We start from the raw sequence: 18,011 nt of genomic DNA, 5'->3' as shown, positions 1-18,011 counted from the left end.
ACGGCCGCCGGACCGTTCGGCGCGCCCCTTCGACAACAAGCGGCAACGCGCGGGCGGAAGACCGCCCGCGCGCCTGATCTTCAGCCCGCCTGCAGATGCAGGCCGCGCCTGTGCAGCCACGCCAGCGCCAGCATGGTGAGCACCGCCATGGTTGCCGCATAGGCAATGACCGGCCATGCCGTGTCGCCGTCGAGGCCGATCACGAAGCCGGTCCCCACAAGCCCGACAATGAGGCTTTGCACGCAGAAATGCAGGGCGACCGCCGTCCCCGCCACCTCCGTGAATTCCTGCAAGGCGCCATTGGCCGTGACGGAGACCGTGACGACGATGCCGATCGCGACCAGCCACATTGGCAGGACAAAGGACCAGAAGGAGGGTGCGAAGAACAGCTGACCGACGGAAAGCAGGCAAGCGCCCGCAATCAGCATCGCCATGCCGCGTGCCAAGCTGCCGGGAATGCCCCACCTCCCCACAAGACCGGTGGCAAGGCGGGTCGCCGCCACCATCACCACCGCGACCGAGGCGAAGGCGAGGCTGAAGCCCAGTTCCGAGAACCCGGCCCGTTCGATCAACACACGCGTGGCGATGGAGAAGAAGACGAAGAAACTACCCATCGCCGCGCCGAAACCCAGCGTGTAGGTCCAGAAGGCAAGGCTCTTCAGCACCGCCGCGAAGCCCGCGCGCGCGCCCTCACGGCCGACGCGCCGCGTTTCCGGCCAGAGCGGCAGGATGACGGCGAGCATGACGAGTGCGGGAATGGCAAGAACGACGAAGATGGCGCGCCAACCGCCCAGCATCAGGACCAGCGCTCCGGCAACCGGACCGATCGCCGGTACGAAGGCCAGCGCCCCGTTCATCATGCTGTAGATCGCCGCGCTTTCCGGCCGCTGCGCGTAGACATCGCGGATGGTGGCGAAGACGGCCACCAGCATGGCGGAGGCCCCCGCCGCCTGCACAAGGCGGAGCAGGACGAACAGGCCCGCCGAGGATGTCGCCGCAAGGGCAAGGGACGCTGCCGCGAAGACGATGCAGCCGCAAACCAGCACCGGGCGCCGGCCAAAACGGTCCGACAGCGGGCCGAAAAGGATCTGCCCGGCACCCAACATGACCATGTAGACGGACAGCGTGAGCTGCACGGTTCCGGGGGTGGTTGCCAGGACCTCCGGCATTGCCGGAACAACGGGCAGGTAGATGTCCATCCCCAGAGACGCGAGAATGTTCAAGGGTGCCAGCAGCGCAAGCGCGGCCGGCAGGCTGTAGGTCCACAGCCGGTTATTCTTGTCTGACATGTCGATAAATCCGCTCGAAGCGTTAGCATTCGGCGGCAATCCGCGCGCACGGGAAGACAGGACTGGTGACGGGCAGACGGCCGCAACAACGAGAAGGTTCGCTGGTGCGGCCTAGCGGTCTGAGGTTTTCGGTCCCATGGTGCGCCTCGCGGTGGGCTTGCAAATCAAGCAATGACAACCGGGCTCATAGCACCGCCCTGGTGCGCCGGCAACCGCGAGCCCTGATCGCGGGATCCCGGCCCTAGGACGTGAACTCATAATTCTGGCGAGAAACGGTATGAGGGAACGGGACTGGATACCAGGAGCAAACCCGCAGGAAACCGTCCGGTTTTCAAGGAGGTGCGACGCCGTTGCCAGCCCGTTCCCTCATACCCGGAGGGCGCTCGTCCGGCTTCGATCCGCGGCGTCAGACCGCTTGACCGGGGTCCCGCCCCGGCCATCGCGGCCTTTCTGGCGGATCATTGCCGGACCGGGCGCCGTTTCCGGCACAATTATGAGTCCACGTCCTAGCTCCGCTTCAGCCAGCGATGCACGGTCGAGCGGTCGACGCCAAGCTTGCGCGCCAGCGCCGAGACATTGCCGCCGCAAGCGTCCAGCTCACGCCGGATATCGCGCGCCGGCGCGGCGACGGCGCGCGGTGACGGGCGTCGCACCACGTGCCCCGGTGGCCGGTGGAACGCATCCGGCAGGCTTTCCAGGTCGATCAACCCGCCTTCGGCAAGCACGCAGGCGACCTTCAGCACATTCGACAATTCGCGCAGGTTGCCAGGCCAGTGATGGGCGCGCAGGGCAAGACGCGCCGCGTTGTCCAGGCGGCAGGCGATGCCGGCCTCCTCGCCCACGCGCTTGAGGATGCGCTCGACGAGCGCGTCGAAATCGAGCCGCTCGCGCAGGGGCGGCAGGGTGAAGGTGGCGGCATTGAGCCGGTAGTAGAGATCCTCGCGGAACCGGCCGTCGGCGACCAGTTGCTCCAGCTGCTGGTGGGAGGCGGAGATGACCCGGGTGTTCACCGCCCGCGGCTTCAAGGCGCCGACCGGCTGCACCTCCTGCTCCGACAGCACCCGAAGCAGCCGGCTTTGCAGCGAAAGCGGCATGTCGCCGATCTCGTCGAGGAAGAGCGTGCCGCCGGACGCTTCCTCGATCAGGCCCGGCTTGCCCCGCGTCGAGGCGCCGGTGAAGGCGCCCGGCGCATAGCCGAACAGTTCCGACTCGATCAGGTGCTCGGGAATGGCCGCACAGTTGACCGCGACGAAAGGCCCGCCCGCCGCGCGGCTGCCATGGATGGCGCGCGCCAGATACTCCTTGCCCGTCCCGGTCTCGCCGTGAACGAGGATCGGAATGTCGCTGTCGGCGAACCGGGCGACCCGCGCCAGAAGGCTCTCCATGCGCGGATCGCCGAGGCTGAGCTCGTCAAGCGCGCGCGGCAGGCGCGGGCGGGCGGCAAGCGGTCCGCGCACGCTCGCCACCGGAGCGATGGAGCTGGCGAAGAAGGCCGAGCCGTCGCGCGCCCGGAGCACCCGCTCCCGGTCGGGGCGGCCGCGGGTGAAGCGCGGCAGGTCGTCGATGTCGATCTCGAAGAAGGCATCGATCCTGCGGCCGATGAGGTCGCGCGAGGCGAAGGAGGTCAGGTTCATCGCCCTCGCGAGCGCGTTGAAGCCGCCATGGGTCATGCCGGTGACGCGGCCCGAGCCGTCGAGCGAGATCGCCGCATCGGGGTCGACATCGAGGAAATCCGGCAGGCGCGACAGCCGCAGCACCCAGTCGTTGCGGGTGCGCAGCATCAGGTTGGCCAGCTCGATGCGCCGGGCGGTGGCGCAGACCAGGTGCAGGGCAAGCTGCTGGCTGGCCTTGGCGGTGGGCGAGCGCAGCTGCGAAATGTCGAGCACGGCGCTGAGGTCGCCGAGCGTGTCGTAGATGGGGGCGGCGGTGCAGGTCAGCCCGATATGGCTGGTGTCGAAATGATCGTCCTGGTGGATGATGACCGGCTCGCCAGAGACCATGCAGGCCCCGACAGCACAGGTGCCGGCGCGGTCCTCCGACCATTCCGAGCCGAGATAGAGCCCGGCCTTGCGGAGCTGGTTGTCGAAGGTCGGATCGCCCATGAACTCGACGGTGACGCCGCGCGCATCCGACAGGAGCAGCACGTATTTCTGTTCCGCCACCTGGTTGAACAGCGTCTCCAGCCCGGTGCGGCCGATGCGGATCAGCTCGCCGGCCTGCTCGCGGTGCTCGCGCAGGGTGCCGTCGGGCACGATATAGGCTTCCTGGGCGGCGGCCGGGTCGAGCCGGTAGTCGTTGAGGCAGCGCAGCCAGGACTGAACGACGGGCGTGTCACGGCCGCTGGCGCCACCCATGGCGACACGCTCGATCTCCCTGATGTGCGACAGCGTCGACACCATGGCTTTTCCTCCCGCCGCCATGCTCGCACGGGAGGGCGCGCGGCGACAAGGCGGGATCGGCGACCCCGTGCCAAAGGAGGAGAGCCCTGACCTTGGGGGCAGGACGCTAGTACATTTGCACGAATTGTCCGGCCCCTTGGAAAATCATGCAATGCAGCCGTGGCCCCGTCACCGTCCGTCGGTTTCGGCGAGGTCCGCATGTCGCATCCTTTTGTTCCGAAGATATCGGGAGATATTGCATGAAGAATTTCCGGACCCTCGCCATCGCCGCCCTGTCTGTCGGCTTCCTCGCCTCCGGGCCGGCGGTCGCGCAGCAGTCGGCGAAGATGTGCCTGCTCAACCTCACGAAAGACCAGTTGCAGCGCCAGGACCCCAACCTGCGCTATGTCGAGGGCGGATTCCGCTGCGCTTCCAGCGGAAACGCGACCGTCTGGTTCGACACGTTCTGGGTCAATGGCGGCAAGCGCGCCGGCACCGCCACGCGGCACATCCTGCGCAACAACGGCTGGATGTCGATCTGCGGCAATCCCTGCCGCTGAGGCGTTGCCGACCGGCTCCGGCCCCGCGCATGGCAAGGGCCGCCCCGCCGGGCGGCCTTTGCCGTCTTCGCTAGCGCCCGGCGTAGACGGGCGTGCGCCGGGCGATCCAGGCATCCAGCCCCTCGTGCACGTCCTGGCTCGCGCACATGCGGGCGAACTGCTCGCGCTCGATCAGCAGCCCTTCATCTATCGTCGTGTTGAGGCCGCGCGTCACCGCCGCGATGATCCGCGCCGCCGCCAGCGGCGAGTGCCGCAGGATCCGTTCCGCCATCGCGAAAGCCGCCTCGATCAGCCTGTCCCCCGGCACCACCTCGTTGACGAGGCCCATCTCGTAGGCGCGGCCGGGCCCGAACGTATCGCCCGTCAGCAGCAGTTCCAGCGCGTGCTTGCGCCCGGCCAGGCGCGGCAGGCGCTGCGTGCCGCCGAAGGTCGGGGGAATGCCGATATTGATTTCGGGCTTGGCGAAGACGGCGTCCTGGGAGGCGATGGCCAGATGCGCGGCCTCGGTGATCTCGCAGCCGCCGCCGAAGGCGATGCCGTTGACCGCCGCGATGACCGGCTTGGGAAAGGCCTCGATGCGGGCGGTCATCCGCTGGCCGCGCCGGCAGAACTCGCGCACCGCCTCCTCGGTGCCGCGCCTGATGCTTTCGGTGAACTCGTGAATGTCGCCGCCGGCGGAAAAGGCCCTGTCGCCGGCGCCGGTGAGGATCACCGCGCCGATCCCCTCGTCCTCCTCGATCCGGTCGAGCAGCGCCATCAGAAGGTCGTTGGTGGCGTAGTCGAGGGCGTTCAGCTTCTCCGGCCGGTTGAGGGTCAAAAGCGCAATGCGGCCGGTCTTCTCGTAGAGAACGCTGTCTTGCATGGGGGTGCCTTTCCGCTGGCGTTGGTGTCGATGTTGACGGCAAGGCTAGCCCCGGGCATGCTGCATGCATACTCACTGGTCAGTATACATACGGGATGCGGGATGAACGCCGGAAAGCCGGGTGAAGGGGAGCGGAGAGAGGCGAAACGGGAAACCGGTCGCCCGAACGCGGCAGCGGGCAGTGCCGGAGCGGGCGGGTCCGGGCCGGGCGGTACGGGCGCGAAGGTGACCGGCACGAAGGTGACGGGTGCGAAGACGCGCGGCGACAGGCCGGCGCGCGAGCGGATTGTCGACGCGGCGAACCGGCTCTTCTATCGCGAGGGCATCCGCGCGGTCAGCGTCGACGCGGTCGCGGACGAGGCCGGCGTCACCAAGAAGACGCTCTACTACCACTTCCGCAGCAAGGACGATCTCGTCGCCGAATATCTCGCCTCCCGCGACCAGCCGAACCTTGCCCTCTTCGCCTCGTGGTTCGACCGGACCGAAGGTGATCTCGCCGACAAGGTCGAGGCGATCTTCACCGAGCTTGCCCGCTCCGCCCGCCATCCGAAATGGAAGGGCTGCGGCTTCCTGCGCACGGCGGCGGAACTCGCCAACATGCCCGGCCATCCGGCGATGAGGATCGGCGCCGGCCACAAGAAGAAATTCGAGGACTGGATTGCCGGGCAGTTTGCCGGCAGCGGGATGGAGAACCCGGCCGCCATCGCCCGCCAGGTCGTGCTTTTGATGGACGGGGCCTTCTCCACGATGCTGGTGCATCGCGATGCCGCCTATGCGGAGGAGGCGGGCCGCGCCGCCGGGGGAATCGTCCGCGCCGCCGCCCGGGGCTGATGCGAGTCCGGTGACTTGCGCGGATTGCGCGAACCGGCCGCCATGCTAGTCTTGCCGCCGTTGGGGGATTGCGGACGTCTCGTGCCTGCTCGGGCGCGACGCCCTTTGTCATCCACCTTTTGTGTTTCAGCGATTTCGCCCGCCGTGTCTCCCGGCAGGCCGGCATGCGTTCCGCCCCGGAACGGCCGCCGCCCCGGGAGCGAAGGCCGGGACAGGCATTTGAGGGGCGGCATTGCAGGCGGAAGACAGCCATCTCGGGTTCAGTCTGGGTGCGATTGCCGCCGTCGTCGCGATTGTCGGGCTTGCCCTGGCCGCAATCGGCAAGCCTCACTGGTTTGTGGCCATTCTTCTCGTGAGCTGGCTGCTGCTCTGGTTCCTGGCCGCCTTGCTCATGTCCGATACGGGAACGCGCGGCTTTCTGGCGGGCACCCTGCGGCATTCGAAATACACCCAGATCTACACCCGCCTGACGCGCGGCGGGGTGCTGTGGGTCTGGAGCCGGCTCTGCGATCCGGCTGACGACAGGGCCTCCTGGCCGTCCCTGTTTCGCGCGGCATTGACGACGCGGCTTTATGACAAGGCGCTGCTGCTGGCCGTCGCCTATCCGATCCTGCTGCTGGTCGGGCAATGGGTCGTCACCGGCGCGGAAGGACGGATCGGCAGTTTGCCGGTCCTGCCAGAGGCAGAGTTCTGGTCCGCGCGCGCCGCGCTTATGGCTGTCCTGTTGATCCTGGTGGCTGGTAAAATCGGCCAAAACCTGACGTCAGCCAGTCCGAGGCCGGGTTGGTCCAAGGCCTCGGGCTGGCTGTTTTTTTTCGCTTTCGCATTCGCAATCGTAGCCGCAGTCATAGCCACAGGCGCAGGCCCATTCGCACTCGCAGTTGTAATCGCAGGCGTAGGCGCATTCGCACTCGCTGGCGCAGTCGTGGACGTAGACGTAGGCGCAAGCGCAACTGGAACCGCACTCGTAGGCGCAGGCACAGGCGCTGGCGCATTCGCAGTCTCGGGCACATTTGCGGGTGCAGTCGCAATCGCAGTCGCAAGCGCCGGCGCAGGTGCAGTCGCAGGCGCAGTCGCAATCGAGTTTCTGGACAGGCGCGGCGGGCCGGCCCATGCCCGCGTGTTCCTGACCTGCATCGTGTTGGTCGCGCTCATGGTCGCGGCGCTGGCTCTGGATTGGTCTGCCGTGCCGGATGATCGCCGGAGCCTGTTCCTGTTTCTCGCCGCGCTGCCGATGCTGAACGGGGTCTTCGACCTTGTTTCCTATGCGTTGACCCTGTCGCTCATCCGGCGCGGCTTGCGGGCGCAATTGCCTGTTGTCTGGGGGCTGGCGGATCTGGCGCTCGCCTGCCTGCTCTTTCTCGGGCTCGGAACCGTTCTCGTCGTCGCGGTGCACGGGCTCAACCTGCTCGCCGGCGTGCCCTTCATCGACCTTTCCGCGCTTTTTGCGGGCATCCATGTCGACCCCGGCGCCTATGTCTGGCTCTATCTGATGCTGTTCTCGACCGTGCTGCCGACGGCGCTGCACGGGATGGTCAGCCTGATCGGCCTGCAAGGGCTGTGCCCGCGCCTGCTCCGGCGCTGGCTGGCGCGATCCGTGGAGGCTGCGCCGGAAAGCCCGCTGCATGCCATCGCGGCAAGCCTCGGCCTCGGTCTGTTGTGGACCGGGCCGGTGATGTGCCTTGTCGGAGTTGGCTGGATCGCCTGGCATTACGGCAAGGGCATTATCCTTGCCGGGCTGGAACAGTATTTCCACCTGCTGCTGTGGCTTGCCGCCATTCCGATAGGGGCGATCTGACGAGATCCATAACGCAACAGGGCCGCCCCTTGGGGCGGCCCTTCAATCCTGCTACGACGCGGTGCGTTGCGGCGGTGAATGCCGCTACATCCCCAGCCCGCCGATGCAGGCATATTTGATGTTGAGGTAGTCCTCGACGCCGTATTTGGAGCCCTCGTTGCCGACACCGGAATCCTTGACCCCGCCGAAAGGCGCGACCTCGGTGGTGATCAGCCCCTCGTTGACGCCGACGAGCCCGTATTCCAGCGCCTCGGTGACGCGGAAGGCGCGGCCGAGATCCTTCGTGTAGAAATAGCAGGCAAGCCCGAATTCCGTGTCGTTGGCCCGCGCCACCGCCTCGTCCTCGGTGTCGAAGCGGAAGAGCGGCGCCAGCGGCCCGAAGGTCTCCTCACGCGCCACCTTCATGTCCGCCGTGACGCCGGTGACAAGCGTCGGCTCGAAGAAGCTGCCGCCATTGGCGTGGCGCTTGCCGCCGGCAACGACACGCCCGCCCTTGGCAACCGCGTCCTGGATGTGCTCCTCGACCTTCTCCACCGCCTTGCCGTCGATCAGCGGCCCTTGCGTCGTGCCCTCTTCCAGCCCGTTGCCGACCTTCAGCCGGCCGATCGCGGCGGCGAGCTTTTCGGCGAAGGCGTCATGGACCCCGTCCTGCACATAGATGCGGTTGGCGCAGACGCAGGTCTGGCCCGAATTGCGGAACTTGGAGGCCATCGCCCCTTCCACGGCAGCGTCCAGGTCGGCGTCGTCGAAGACGATGAAGGGCGCGTTGCCGCCGAGCTCCATCGAGATCTTCTTCATGTGGGCGGAGGCCTGCGAGGCGAGCTTCTTGCCCACCTCGGTCGAGCCGGTGAAGGTGATCTTGCGCAGATGCGGGTTCTCGCACATCTCCGCGGCGATTTCCGCCGCCGATCCGGTCAGCACGTTGACGACGCCGCGCGGGAAGCCGACCTCCTCGGCAAGGGCGCCGAAGGCAAGCGCCGAATAGGGCGTCTGGCTGGCGGGCTTGATCACCATGGTGCAGCCGGCGGCAAGGGCCGCGCCGAGCTTGCGGGAGATCATCGAATGGGGAAAGTTCCAGGGCGTGATCGCGCCGGTGACGCCGACCGGCTCCTTGGTCACCATGATCCGCTTGCCGCGCCAGGGCGAGGGAATGATGTCGCCGTCGATGCGCTTGGCCTGCTCGGCAAAGAAGCGCACATACTTGACGCCAAGCGTGATCTCGCCCTTCGCCTCGGCCAAAGGCTTGCCCATCTCGGTGGTCAGGATCTCGGCCAGCGCGTCGTGATTGTCGAGAATCGCATCGCACAGCGACTGCATCAACGTGGCGCGCTCCTCCGCCGTCGTCATCTTCCAGTCCTGGAAGGCGAGATAGGCGGCCTCGATGGCGCGCGCCGTCTCGGCCCTGCCGCAGCGCGGCACGGTGCCGATGATTTCGCCGGTGGCCGGGTTGTTGACCTCGATCACCGCGCCGCTGTCGGCATGGGTCCACAACCCGCCGATGTGGCAGGACTGCTTGAATAGAGTGTGCTGGTTGATCATCCACGTCCTCCCGCTTGGTTTCTTGTCCGGGTCCGTCCCGTCACCAGTCACCTAGCGCTGGGTAACCGAGTAGACCACGTCTCGCGTCAGACAGAGTGTCTGCCGCCATTCGACGGCGATCCCGTCGAGATCATAGGCGATGCGGTCGATGGCCAGCAATGGCGTGGCGGGCGATACCCCCAGAAGCGCGGCGTCGCCGGTTTCGGCCGCAACGGCCCGCAATTCCTCCGTCACCACCGAGACCAACACCCTGTAATCGCTGTGATACATGGCATAGAGCGCATTCGGCAGGGGGCGCCCGGCCAGGCCGGCAAAGCGCTCGAGCGGCAGCGCCATGCGCTCGATCAGCGTCGTCGCGCCGCCAAAGCCGCGCAGCCGGTCGATGCGCACGACCCGGGCGCCCTCGGCAAGGCGAAGCTGGCGACGATCCAGCGGGTTGGCCGTGTCCTCGCAGGTGCGCACGTCGACGACTTCCGGCATCAGCCGATCGCCGCCCGGGCGGGTATAGTAGAGGAACTGGAAGACCGACCGCTCCGGCGTCACCGCCCGGACGAAGGTGCCCGTGCCCTGGCGGCGCTCGACTAGCTTCTGCGCGGCCAGTTCGTCCAGCGCCTTGCGCACCGTCCCGTGGCTGACATCCAGCTCCCGCGCCAGCGCCTGTTCGCTCGGCAGCTTGCCGCCGGCCTGCCAGGTGCCGTCGGCGATCCGCGTCTGGAAGAGATCGCGCACCTGCTGGTAGAGCGGCCGGTATCCGGTCTTGTCGGTCATGTCCTGAAGTCTCGCGAGAAGGCGTGTCGGAAGGCATCCCGGCGATCCGCGGAACGCGGTCAAGGATGGCGAGGCGGACGGCGGGGAGGACTGCCGTTCCGATCAATCATACGACAAATATCATATAGAAGACTACGGCGACAAAAAGACGGGCACGAGCGACCGGGCACGAAGGACCGGGCCGCGAGCCGGGACACCGTGGCGGGCGACGGGCCGGCTGTCGTGGCAAACCGGGTGCCGGGCGGGGCGCGAGGTGTTGCAATCCCTGCAACAGGTGTGGCGCATCGCCTGCACCGGCTCCCCCGGAATGATCATGCAAGCCATTGATTTTCATGAGTTTGACCATTGCATGCAAATTGGCACGCCGCTTGCCGGGTAAACGGCACGGGCGAGGGAGAAGCGCCCTTTTCGTCGACTGAGCAACGGGAGGACCATCAATGCTCGACAAGACACCCACGGCCCGCATGCAGGCCTTTCTCGATACGTTTGGCGCCGCCCTTGAAGCGGGCCGGATCGACGAGGCGACCGGCATGTTCGCCGAGGATTGCTACTGGCGCGATCTGGTCACCTTCACCTGGAACATCAAGACCGTGGAGGGCCGCGAAGAGGTGCGCGACATGCTGCAATCGCAACTGTCGCAGACCCGTCCGGCGAACTGGAAGGTGGCGCCCGGCGAGGAGGCGAGCGAGGCGGACGGCATCACCGAGGCGTGGATCACCTTCGAGACCGGCGCGGCGCGCGGCTACGGACTGATCCGGCTGCGGCACGGGCAGATTTGGACGCTGCTGACCACCATGGCCGAGCTGAAGGGGCACGAGGAAAAGGCCGGCTTCACCCGCCCTCTGGGCGCCAGGCACGGCTCCAATCCCGGCGCCAGGACATGGAAGGAAGAGCGCGAGGAGGAGGCCGCGACGCTCGGCTACACGGTCCAGCCGTATACCGTGATCATCGGCGGCGGCCAGGGCGGCATCGCACTCGGCGCCAGATTGCGCCAGCTCGGCGTGCCGACGATCATCGTGGAGAGGAACGAGCGCCCGGGCGACAGCTGGCGCAAGCGCTACAAGTCGCTCTGCCTGCACGATCCGGTCTGGTACGACCACCTGCCCTATATCGATTTCCCGAAGAACTGGCCCGTCTTCGCGCCGAAGGACAAGATCGGCGACTGGCTGGAAATGTACACCAAGGTGATGGAGCTCAACTACTGGACCCGCTCCACCGTCAGTTCGGCGAAATGGGACGAGGCGGCGAAGGAATGGGTCGTCACGGTCGAACGGGACGGCGAGACGGTGGTGCTGCGGCCCAAACAGCTGGTGTTCGCCACCGGCATGTCGGGCAAGGCCAACATCCCCGCCTTCAAGGGCACTGAGCGCTTCAAGGGCGAACAGCACCACTCGTCGAAGCATCCCGGCCCCGACGGCTACAAGGGAAAGAAGGTCGTCGTCATCGGCTCCAACAACTCCGCCCACGACATCTGCGCGGCGCTTTACGAGGCGGGCGTCGACGTCACCATGGTGCAGCGCTCGACAACGCATATCGTGCGCTCCGAGCCCCTGATGGAACACGGGCTGGGGGCGCTCTATTCCGAGCAGGCGGTGGAAAACGGCGTGACCACGGCGAAGGCGGACCTGATCTTCGCCTCCCTGCCCTACCGCATCCTGCACGAGTTCCAGAAGCCGGTTTACGACAAGATCCGCGAGATCGACGCCGACTTCTACGCGGCGCTCGAGAAGGCCGGCTTCCAGCTCGACTTCGGCGCGGACGGGTCGGGCCTTTTCATGAAGTACCTGCGGCGCGGCTCGGGCTACTATATCGACATCGGCGCCTCGCAACTGATCATCGACGGCAAGATCAAGCTGGTCGGCGGCCAGGTGGAGGAGATCACCGAAAACTCGGTCAAGCTCGACACGGGCGTCGAGGTGCCGGCCGACGTGATCGTCTACGCCACCGGCTACGGCTCGATGAACGGCTGGGTCGCCGACCTGATCGACCAGGAGACCGCCGACAAGGTCGGCAAGGTCTGGGGCCTCGGCTCCGACACACCCAAGGACCCCGGTCCCTGGGAAGGCGAGCAGCGCAACATGTGGAAACCGACACAGCAGGAGGCGCTGTGGTTCCATGGCGGCAACCTGCACCAGTCGCGCCACTACTCGCAGTTCCTGTCGCTGCAGCTGAAGGCGCGGATGGAAGGCATCCCGACGCCCGTCTACGGGCTGCAACAGGTGCATCACAAGGGCTGAGCGGAGCGGGACAACAAAGGACCGGGCGGAGCGATCCGGCCGGTCTCAGCGCGCCTGCACAAGTCCGTCGCTGATGTCTTGCCGGCGATTCCCGGCCGCGATTTCCTCAAGGCGCAAGTCGAGGCGGTCGGGTCCGTCGCCGGGTTCGTGATCCGGGTTCAGCGACGACTTCAGCGACCATTGCCGCAGCACCATCGCGGTCCACACGACCTCGACTTCCGGATGACGGACCAGGCGCTCGCGCAGATCCTCAAGACGGTCCAGTCCCGTGCACTGCACGAGCAAGGTCATGTCAGTACCACCGGCGATGGACCATGCCCCGGTCAGTTCGGGCCAACTGCGAACGGATTCATAGACCGTTCTGCAGAACGGCCGCTTCAGCTTCATGTGGAAAAAGGCGGCTTCTCCGGCGTCCCTGCCGCGGTCCTTGCCGGCGAGCTTGACGGTAAAACGCTCGATGATGCCGAGCTCGACCAGCCGGACAATGCGATTCTTGACCGTGGTGCGCGACACCTTGAGAAGCCCGGCAAGCTCGGTGTTGGAGCGGCGTGCGTCCTCGGACAGCAACCGAATCAACTCCCGGTCCAGCGGCGACACGACCGCATCCGGCAATTTGTCACAAGGCCTGTCGGTCACAGCATCCTCCGTCGCTTGGTCAGAGACGGTATCGAGTTTGCAATCCGCAAGCAGATTGTCAAATCGACACCTACACGCTTTCGTTGCGCTCCTTTATCGATAACCAGGGGCACGCGGCCTGTCATTGCCCGCAGGCCAGGACTGCAGAGGACATCCATGATGCAGAACGCCAACAGGACGATCACCCTGTCGACGCAGATCAACCGCTGCCTGTTCGAGGGCGACCTGGAGCAGGTCCTGCAACTGATCGGAGAGCTGATGCGAACGGGAGGCCTGAGCGTGCCGGCCCGGGCGCTTGCCGCGATCCCGGTTCGCGAGAGCGGCGTGCAGATACGCCCCATGAAGATCGCCCGGCCCGGCCTGCAACGTGTTGCATCCGACCCTTGACGGCACCTGCCGGCTTGGCCACCACCGCTTCTTCCCGAACACGCCGAGATTTGCACATGGCATCGCGGCGATTCACACACGCCGCTTGACAGCGTGGCGCAACTCGCTGAAAAGACGCGGCAAGGCCTCGTGGCGGAGTGGTGACGCAGCGGATTGCAAATCCGTGCACCCCGGTTCGATTCCGGGCGAGGCCTCCAGCCCCCTCTTCAAACCAGTTTATCCCGCCTCTCGGGCACCGGCTCCTCCGCGCTCGCGGCGCGGCGTCGCGGCCCTCGTGCAGCCCTCTCCTTCGGCAACCGCGCACCTGACGCAAAGGTAGCAGGATCAGGAGCACGGCGAGACCGCCCGCAATCAGCGACGTCGGCGCATATCAGGCGTGAAACACCCCATAGATGAGACTTCGAAATATTAAACCTATGCGTTTATCAGTAAATACACATATATAACGCGTTCATATGATATTTTTTCATTATCAATTGGTTCAATTCACGCGTCCCTCAAACTTAAATTGATGAAAATCCCACGACAACTGGCTATACATGACCTCAAGGATGCGCAAAAGCCATCCATGACAATGATACTGTGGTCACACGAGGTCCCCATGCTGCTGAGTGGCATCGCCAATATCGGCCTGCTGAGCCTTGGCGCGCTTGCCATTTTCTTCCTGCGGGAGCGGTTCGGGCTTCGGCTGCCAACAAGGGCACAGGAGCTGCTGATCGGCATCTCCTTCGGCCTCATTGCAGTCCTGGTGGTCAATTTCCCGGTGACGATCCCGCTCGGAGCCACCTTCGACACGCGCGCGGGACCGGCCATGCTTGCCGGCTTCTTCGGCGGCCCCGTCGCCGGAGTGACCTGCGGCCTGATCGCCGCCGCCGCCCGCTTCTGGGTCGGCGGCCCGGCGGTGATCGGGGGAACGCTGAGCCCGCTCGTCTACGCGGCCGTCGGCGTCGCGGCGGGCCTGGTCGTGTTCAGGCACATGCGACGCAGGCCGAACCTGCCGGATTTCGTGCTGATCGCGCTTGCCGGCACGCTCTTCGTCCTGCCGTGCTTCTTCGTCGATCGCGGCTTCGCCACCGGCCTGACGATCCTGTCCAACGCCTGGTACCTTCTGCTCATCGGCAATGTCGCGGGCGTCACGATCCTCGGAATTCTGTCGGAAAGCGTGCGCCGCTCGCTTCTGTCGCATGACGAGACGGAGCGCAGCCTGACGATGCTCGATCTCGCCCGCCACTCGGCAAAGATCGCCGTGTGGCACTACGATTTCGCCCAGGACCGCCTTGTGTGGGACGCGGCCATGTTCGACCTCTACGATGTCGATGCGGCACATTACGGTGGCCATTTCGCCGACTGGACGGCCTGCGTCCACCCCGACGACCTTGCCCGCGCGATCGCCGAGTTCGAAGGCGCGCGCGATGCGGGCGGCCGCTTCAGCTCGCGTTTCCGCATCCGCTGCCGGGACGGCAGCATTCGCTGGATCCAGGCCTATGCCCAGTGCAGCTTCGATGCCACCGGAAAGCCCTTCGAGGCGATCGGCCTCAACTGGGACGTCAGCGAGCACAAGCTGCTGGAATACAACCTCCGCGCCAAGGAGGCCGAGGCACGGGAACGCACGGGCGAACTGGAGAGCCTGCTCGCCTCGATGCGGCAGGGGGTGATGCTGTTCGATGCCGACGACCGGCTGCAGATCTGGAACGCGCAGGCCCTGCAGCTGTTCGGCCTGAAGGACAACATCCTGCGCGCCGGCATGCCGCACGAGGCCGTCGTCGAGGCACAGATCGCCGCCGACGGGCGGCTCGCCTCGACCCTGCCCAGCCCGCGCACGCTGCGCGCCACGCTGGGCGACGGCGGGATCTGCCGGCTCAAGTCGCGCAAGGAGAACGGCACGATCATCGCCACCACGCTGTCGCCCATTCCCGGCGACGGATGGATCGAGACGCATGAGGACATCACCGACCTGGAGGAGGCGAGCGAGCGCGTGCGCGCCGCCGCCGAGACGGATGTGCTCACCGGCCTTTCCAACCGGGCGGTGTTCTCGCGCGCGCTGGAGGAGTGCCTCGCCGCCGCCCGCAAGGACGGGGGCAACGCCGTCCTGCTGTTCGTCGATCTCGACCGGTTCAAGACGATCAACGACCGGTTCGGGCATATCACGGGCGACCGGCTGCTGGTCGCGGTGGCGCGGATCCTGAGCCGGGCGGCCGGCACGGACGATATCGTGGCGCGGCTAGGCGGCGACGAGTTCGCCATCATCGTGAAGCAGGGAACCATCGCGCAGGCAAAGGCGCTGGCGGAACGGCTGGTGGAGCAGATAGCACGCCCGCACACACTGGAAGGCACGGCCGTGCAGCCGGGCGTCAGCATCGGCATCGTCTCCATCGACAAGACGGCGGCCGATCCCGAAACGCTCCTCAACTACGCAGATGCCGCGCTCTACAGGGCGAAGTCCGAGCGCAACACCGGCTACCGTGTCTTCGATGCGGAGGTTCGCCAGGCGCTGCTGACCCGGCGGCGGATCGAGACCGGGCTTGCCGAGGCGATCACCGGGAACGCGCTGGAAATCTGGTTCCAGCCGGTCACCGACCTGACCGACAACCGTGTGTGCGCCTACGAGGCGCTCGCCCGCTGGCCGCAGCCGGAGGGCGGCTTCATACCGCCCGACGAATTCATACCGGTTGCCGAGGAAACCGGGCTTGTCGACCGAATCGGCCTCCTGGCGCTTGAACGCGGCCTCGAAGCCATGCGCACGTGGCCACCGGGGACACACCTGTCGCTGAACACCTCGCCGCGCCAGTTCGGCAAGGGTGTCCTGGTGCCGACCGTCGCCGCCGCGCTTCAACGACACGGTGTCGAACCGGCCAGGGTCGACCTGGAAATCACAGAAAACCTGCTCATCGAAGGCGGGCCGGAGGTCATCGAGGAACTGGACGCCCTCACCCGGCTCGGCGTCGGCCTCGTGCTCGACGATTTCGGCATGGGCTATTCGTCGCTGAGTCGCCTGCACCGCTACCGTTTCCACGGGCTGAAGATCGACCGGACCTTCATCCTGCGCATGGAGGAGGACGCAACCTCGGCGGCGATCGTCTCGGCCATCGCCGGGCTTGCCAGCAGCCTCGGCATGCGTTGCACGGCGGAAGGGGTGGAAACGCAGGCGCAACTGGCACTGGTGCGAAAGGCGGGCTGCGGCCAGGCGCAAGGCTACCTGCTCGGACGGCCGGCGCCCCGTGCCCAAAGCGCGCCCGTCGCCGAACCGGCGTCCTGAAACGCCGGGCCCGCGACAGGGGACCGAAAAGCGTTTCCAGCCCCACGCCTCTTGTTCTAGGGTCCGTTCCGGACGCAACGAACGGAGGTTTGGGGATGAAGCATGGCGGCGATCTTGGCGCGGCGATCGCCCGGCATGGCGGGATTGCGGGCGACTGGCTCGACCTGTCCACCGGCATCAACCCGTACGCCTACCCGCTTGCCGAGCCGCTTCCCGCTCGCGCCTGGACGCAGCTTCCCTCTCGGGCCGCACTGGAACGGCTCCTCGCCGCCGCGCGCAAGGCCTATGAGGTTCCCGAGACAAGTGCGCTGGTCGCCGCACCGGGCACCCAGGCACTGATCGCGCTCTTGCCGGACATCGCCCCGCCGGGCGACGTCGCCATTGTCGGGCCGACCTATGGCAGCCATGCCGACACCTGGAAAAGAGCCGGGCGCAATGTCACCGAACTGACCTCCCCGCATGCCGAGCCGGACCCTTCGGTGCGGGTGCTCGTCATCGTCAACCCGAACAATCCGGACGGCCGGCTGGTTGACCCGAAAAGCCTGCAATACATGGCTCGAACCATGGCCGCGCGCGGCGGGCTCCTCGTCATCGACGAGGCCTTCGCCGACTGCGTGCCGGGCGCCAGCGTGCTGCCGCATCTTGCCGGCGCGCCGGCGCTGGTGCTGCGTTCCTTCGGCAAGTTCTACGGGCTTGCCGGCCTGCGCCTGGGGTTCGCCGCAGGGCCGAAGCCGCTCGTTGCCGGGCTCGAGGCACGACTGGAAAGCTGGGCCGTTTCGGGTCCCGCGCTGGAAGTCGGCGCGCGCGCGCTTTCCGACGAGGCCTGGCGCAAGGCGATGCTCGCCCGGCTCGCCGACGAGGCGGCGGACCTGACCTTCAGCCTGCAGATGCAGGGACTTTCGGTGTTCGGCGGCACGCCGCTGTTCGTGCTTGCCGGCGCCCGCAACGCGGCCGGGCTGCACGAGGCACTGGCACGGCAGAAGGTCTGGACGCGGGTCTTCGACTACGCGCCGAACTGGATCCGCATCGGCCTGCCGGGAGCGGCGAACCTTGCCCGGCTCGAGGCGGCGCTCGAAAGCGCGATGGCCGGGACCTGAGGCGATGCTGCTGTTTTCGGATGCCGCCTTCCTGCTGCTCGTGGCGCTGGCGCTCGATGCGCTGATCGGCGATCCGCCGGGGCTGTGGCGGCACATACCGCATCCGGTGACGCTGATCGGCAAGGTGGTCGAGATCGCCGACCAGGATTTCAACGCGCCCGAAGCCTCCGAGGCGAACCGCAGGATCTACGGCGCCATCTTCCTTGCCTGCCTCATCGCGATCTCCGTTCTGGTCGGCGTCCTGCTTGAGGCGATCCTGCGCGTCCTGCCCTTCGGCGAGATCGGCATCGCCGTGATCGCCGCCGTCTTCATCGCGCAGAAAAGCCTGCATGACCATGTGGCGGCGGTGCGCGACGGACTGGTCGAGGGCGGG

14 protein-coding genes and 1 tRNA gene are annotated in these 18,011 nt (G+C 66.7%); 9 read left to right on the top strand and 6 right to left on the bottom strand.

Annotated elements, in window-relative coordinates:
* Positions 1 to 80: 80 nt before the first annotated feature.
* Positions 81 to 1,289, bottom strand: a complete 1,209-nt coding sequence (cml, locus tag RBB46_RS19450; RefSeq protein ID WP_306030690.1) for a CmlA/FloR family chloramphenicol efflux MFS transporter — start codon at positions 1,287 to 1,289, stop codon at positions 81 to 83.
* A gap of 506 nt (positions 1,290 to 1,795) precedes the next feature.
* On the bottom strand, positions 1,796 to 3,688 hold the full coding sequence (locus RBB46_RS19445) for a sigma-54-dependent Fis family transcriptional regulator (RefSeq protein WP_306030689.1): 1,893 nt from the start codon (positions 3,686 to 3,688) through the stop codon (positions 1,796 to 1,798).
* A 239-nt stretch (positions 3,689 to 3,927) separates the two neighbouring features.
* Between RBB46_RS19445 and RBB46_RS19440 the strand changes: the two genes are divergently transcribed.
* The gene (locus tag RBB46_RS19440; protein ID WP_306030688.1) at positions 3,928 to 4,227 is read left to right on the top strand and encodes a hypothetical protein; all 300 of its coding nucleotides are present in this window, start codon (positions 3,928 to 3,930) and stop codon (positions 4,225 to 4,227) included.
* A 70-nt stretch (positions 4,228 to 4,297) separates the two neighbouring features.
* Here the strand turns inward: RBB46_RS19440 and RBB46_RS19435 are convergent, their stop codons facing one another.
* On the bottom strand, positions 4,298 to 5,089 hold the full coding sequence (locus RBB46_RS19435; protein ID WP_306030687.1) for a crotonase/enoyl-CoA hydratase family protein: 792 nt from the start codon (positions 5,087 to 5,089) through the stop codon (positions 4,298 to 4,300).
* Positions 5,090 to 5,191: 102 nt separating this feature from the next.
* On the opposite strand from RBB46_RS19435, the gene RBB46_RS19430 reads away from it, so the two are divergent.
* Together RBB46_RS19430 and RBB46_RS19425 are read left to right on the top strand one after the other, a co-directional pair.
* Positions 5,192 to 5,920 (top strand): TetR/AcrR family transcriptional regulator, encoded by a 729-nt coding sequence (locus RBB46_RS19430; RefSeq protein ID WP_306030686.1) that lies wholly within the window; start codon positions 5,192 to 5,194, stop codon positions 5,918 to 5,920.
* Positions 5,921 to 6,152: 232 nt separating this feature from the next.
* Positions 6,153 to 7,718, top strand: coding sequence for a hypothetical protein (locus RBB46_RS19425; protein ID WP_306030685.1), 1,566 nt, complete (start codon positions 6,153 to 6,155; stop codon positions 7,716 to 7,718).
* Between the two features lie 84 nt (positions 7,719 to 7,802).
* On the opposite strand, the gene RBB46_RS19420 is transcribed toward RBB46_RS19425, so the two are convergent.
* Together RBB46_RS19420 and RBB46_RS19415 are read right to left on the bottom strand one after the other, a co-directional pair.
* Entirely contained in the window at positions 7,803 to 9,257 is a 1,455-nt protein-coding gene (locus tag RBB46_RS19420; protein WP_306030684.1) for an NAD-dependent succinate-semialdehyde dehydrogenase, read from the bottom strand.
* A gap of 51 nt (positions 9,258 to 9,308) precedes the next feature.
* On the bottom strand, positions 9,309 to 10,025 hold the full coding sequence (locus RBB46_RS19415; RefSeq protein WP_306030683.1) for a GntR family transcriptional regulator: 717 nt from the start codon (positions 10,023 to 10,025) through the stop codon (positions 9,309 to 9,311).
* Positions 10,026 to 10,462: 437 nt separating this feature from the next.
* Between RBB46_RS19415 and RBB46_RS19410 the strand changes: the two genes are divergently transcribed.
* Positions 10,463 to 12,262, top strand: coding sequence for an NAD(P)/FAD-dependent oxidoreductase (locus RBB46_RS19410; RefSeq protein WP_306030682.1), 1,800 nt, complete (start codon positions 10,463 to 10,465; stop codon positions 12,260 to 12,262).
* 45 nt (positions 12,263 to 12,307) lie between these two features.
* Here the strand turns inward: RBB46_RS19410 and RBB46_RS19405 are convergent, their stop codons facing one another.
* Positions 12,308 to 12,859, bottom strand: a complete 552-nt coding sequence (locus RBB46_RS19405) for an Lrp/AsnC family transcriptional regulator (RefSeq protein WP_306030681.1) — start codon at positions 12,857 to 12,859, stop codon at positions 12,308 to 12,310.
* 198 nt (positions 12,860 to 13,057) lie between these two features.
* Between RBB46_RS19405 and RBB46_RS19400 the strand changes: the two genes are divergently transcribed.
* The 5 genes from RBB46_RS19400 to RBB46_RS19380 form a co-directional block, all read left to right on the top strand.
* Positions 13,058 to 13,285: a hypothetical protein gene (locus RBB46_RS19400; RefSeq protein WP_306030680.1), complete on the top strand. Its 228-nt coding sequence runs from the start codon at positions 13,058 to 13,060 to the stop codon at positions 13,283 to 13,285.
* A 123-nt stretch (positions 13,286 to 13,408) separates the two neighbouring features.
* Positions 13,409 to 13,482: transfer RNA gene (locus RBB46_RS19395), tRNA-Cys, on the top strand.
* Between the two features lie 404 nt (positions 13,483 to 13,886).
* On the top strand, positions 13,887 to 16,541 hold the full coding sequence (locus RBB46_RS19390) for an EAL domain-containing protein (protein ID WP_306030679.1): 2,655 nt from the start codon (positions 13,887 to 13,889) through the stop codon (positions 16,539 to 16,541).
* A 95-nt stretch (positions 16,542 to 16,636) separates the two neighbouring features.
* Complete coding sequence (gene cobD, locus RBB46_RS19385) at positions 16,637 to 17,638, top strand: threonine-phosphate decarboxylase CobD (RefSeq protein ID WP_306030678.1); 1,002 nt, start codon at positions 16,637 to 16,639, stop codon at positions 17,636 to 17,638.
* Between the two features lie 4 nt (positions 17,639 to 17,642).
* On the top strand, positions 17,643 to 18,011 hold a 369-nt coding region (locus RBB46_RS19380), incomplete at its 3' end, for a cobalamin biosynthesis protein (RefSeq protein WP_306030677.1).

Source organism: Stappia sp. MMSF_3263, from assembly GCF_030733745.1.
In the GTDB taxonomy this organism is placed as follows: Bacteria; Pseudomonadota; Alphaproteobacteria; order Rhizobiales; family Stappiaceae; genus Stappia.
The sequence above is the reverse complement of the archived record's forward strand: the minus strand, read 5'-3'. Positions and strand labels throughout refer to the sequence as shown.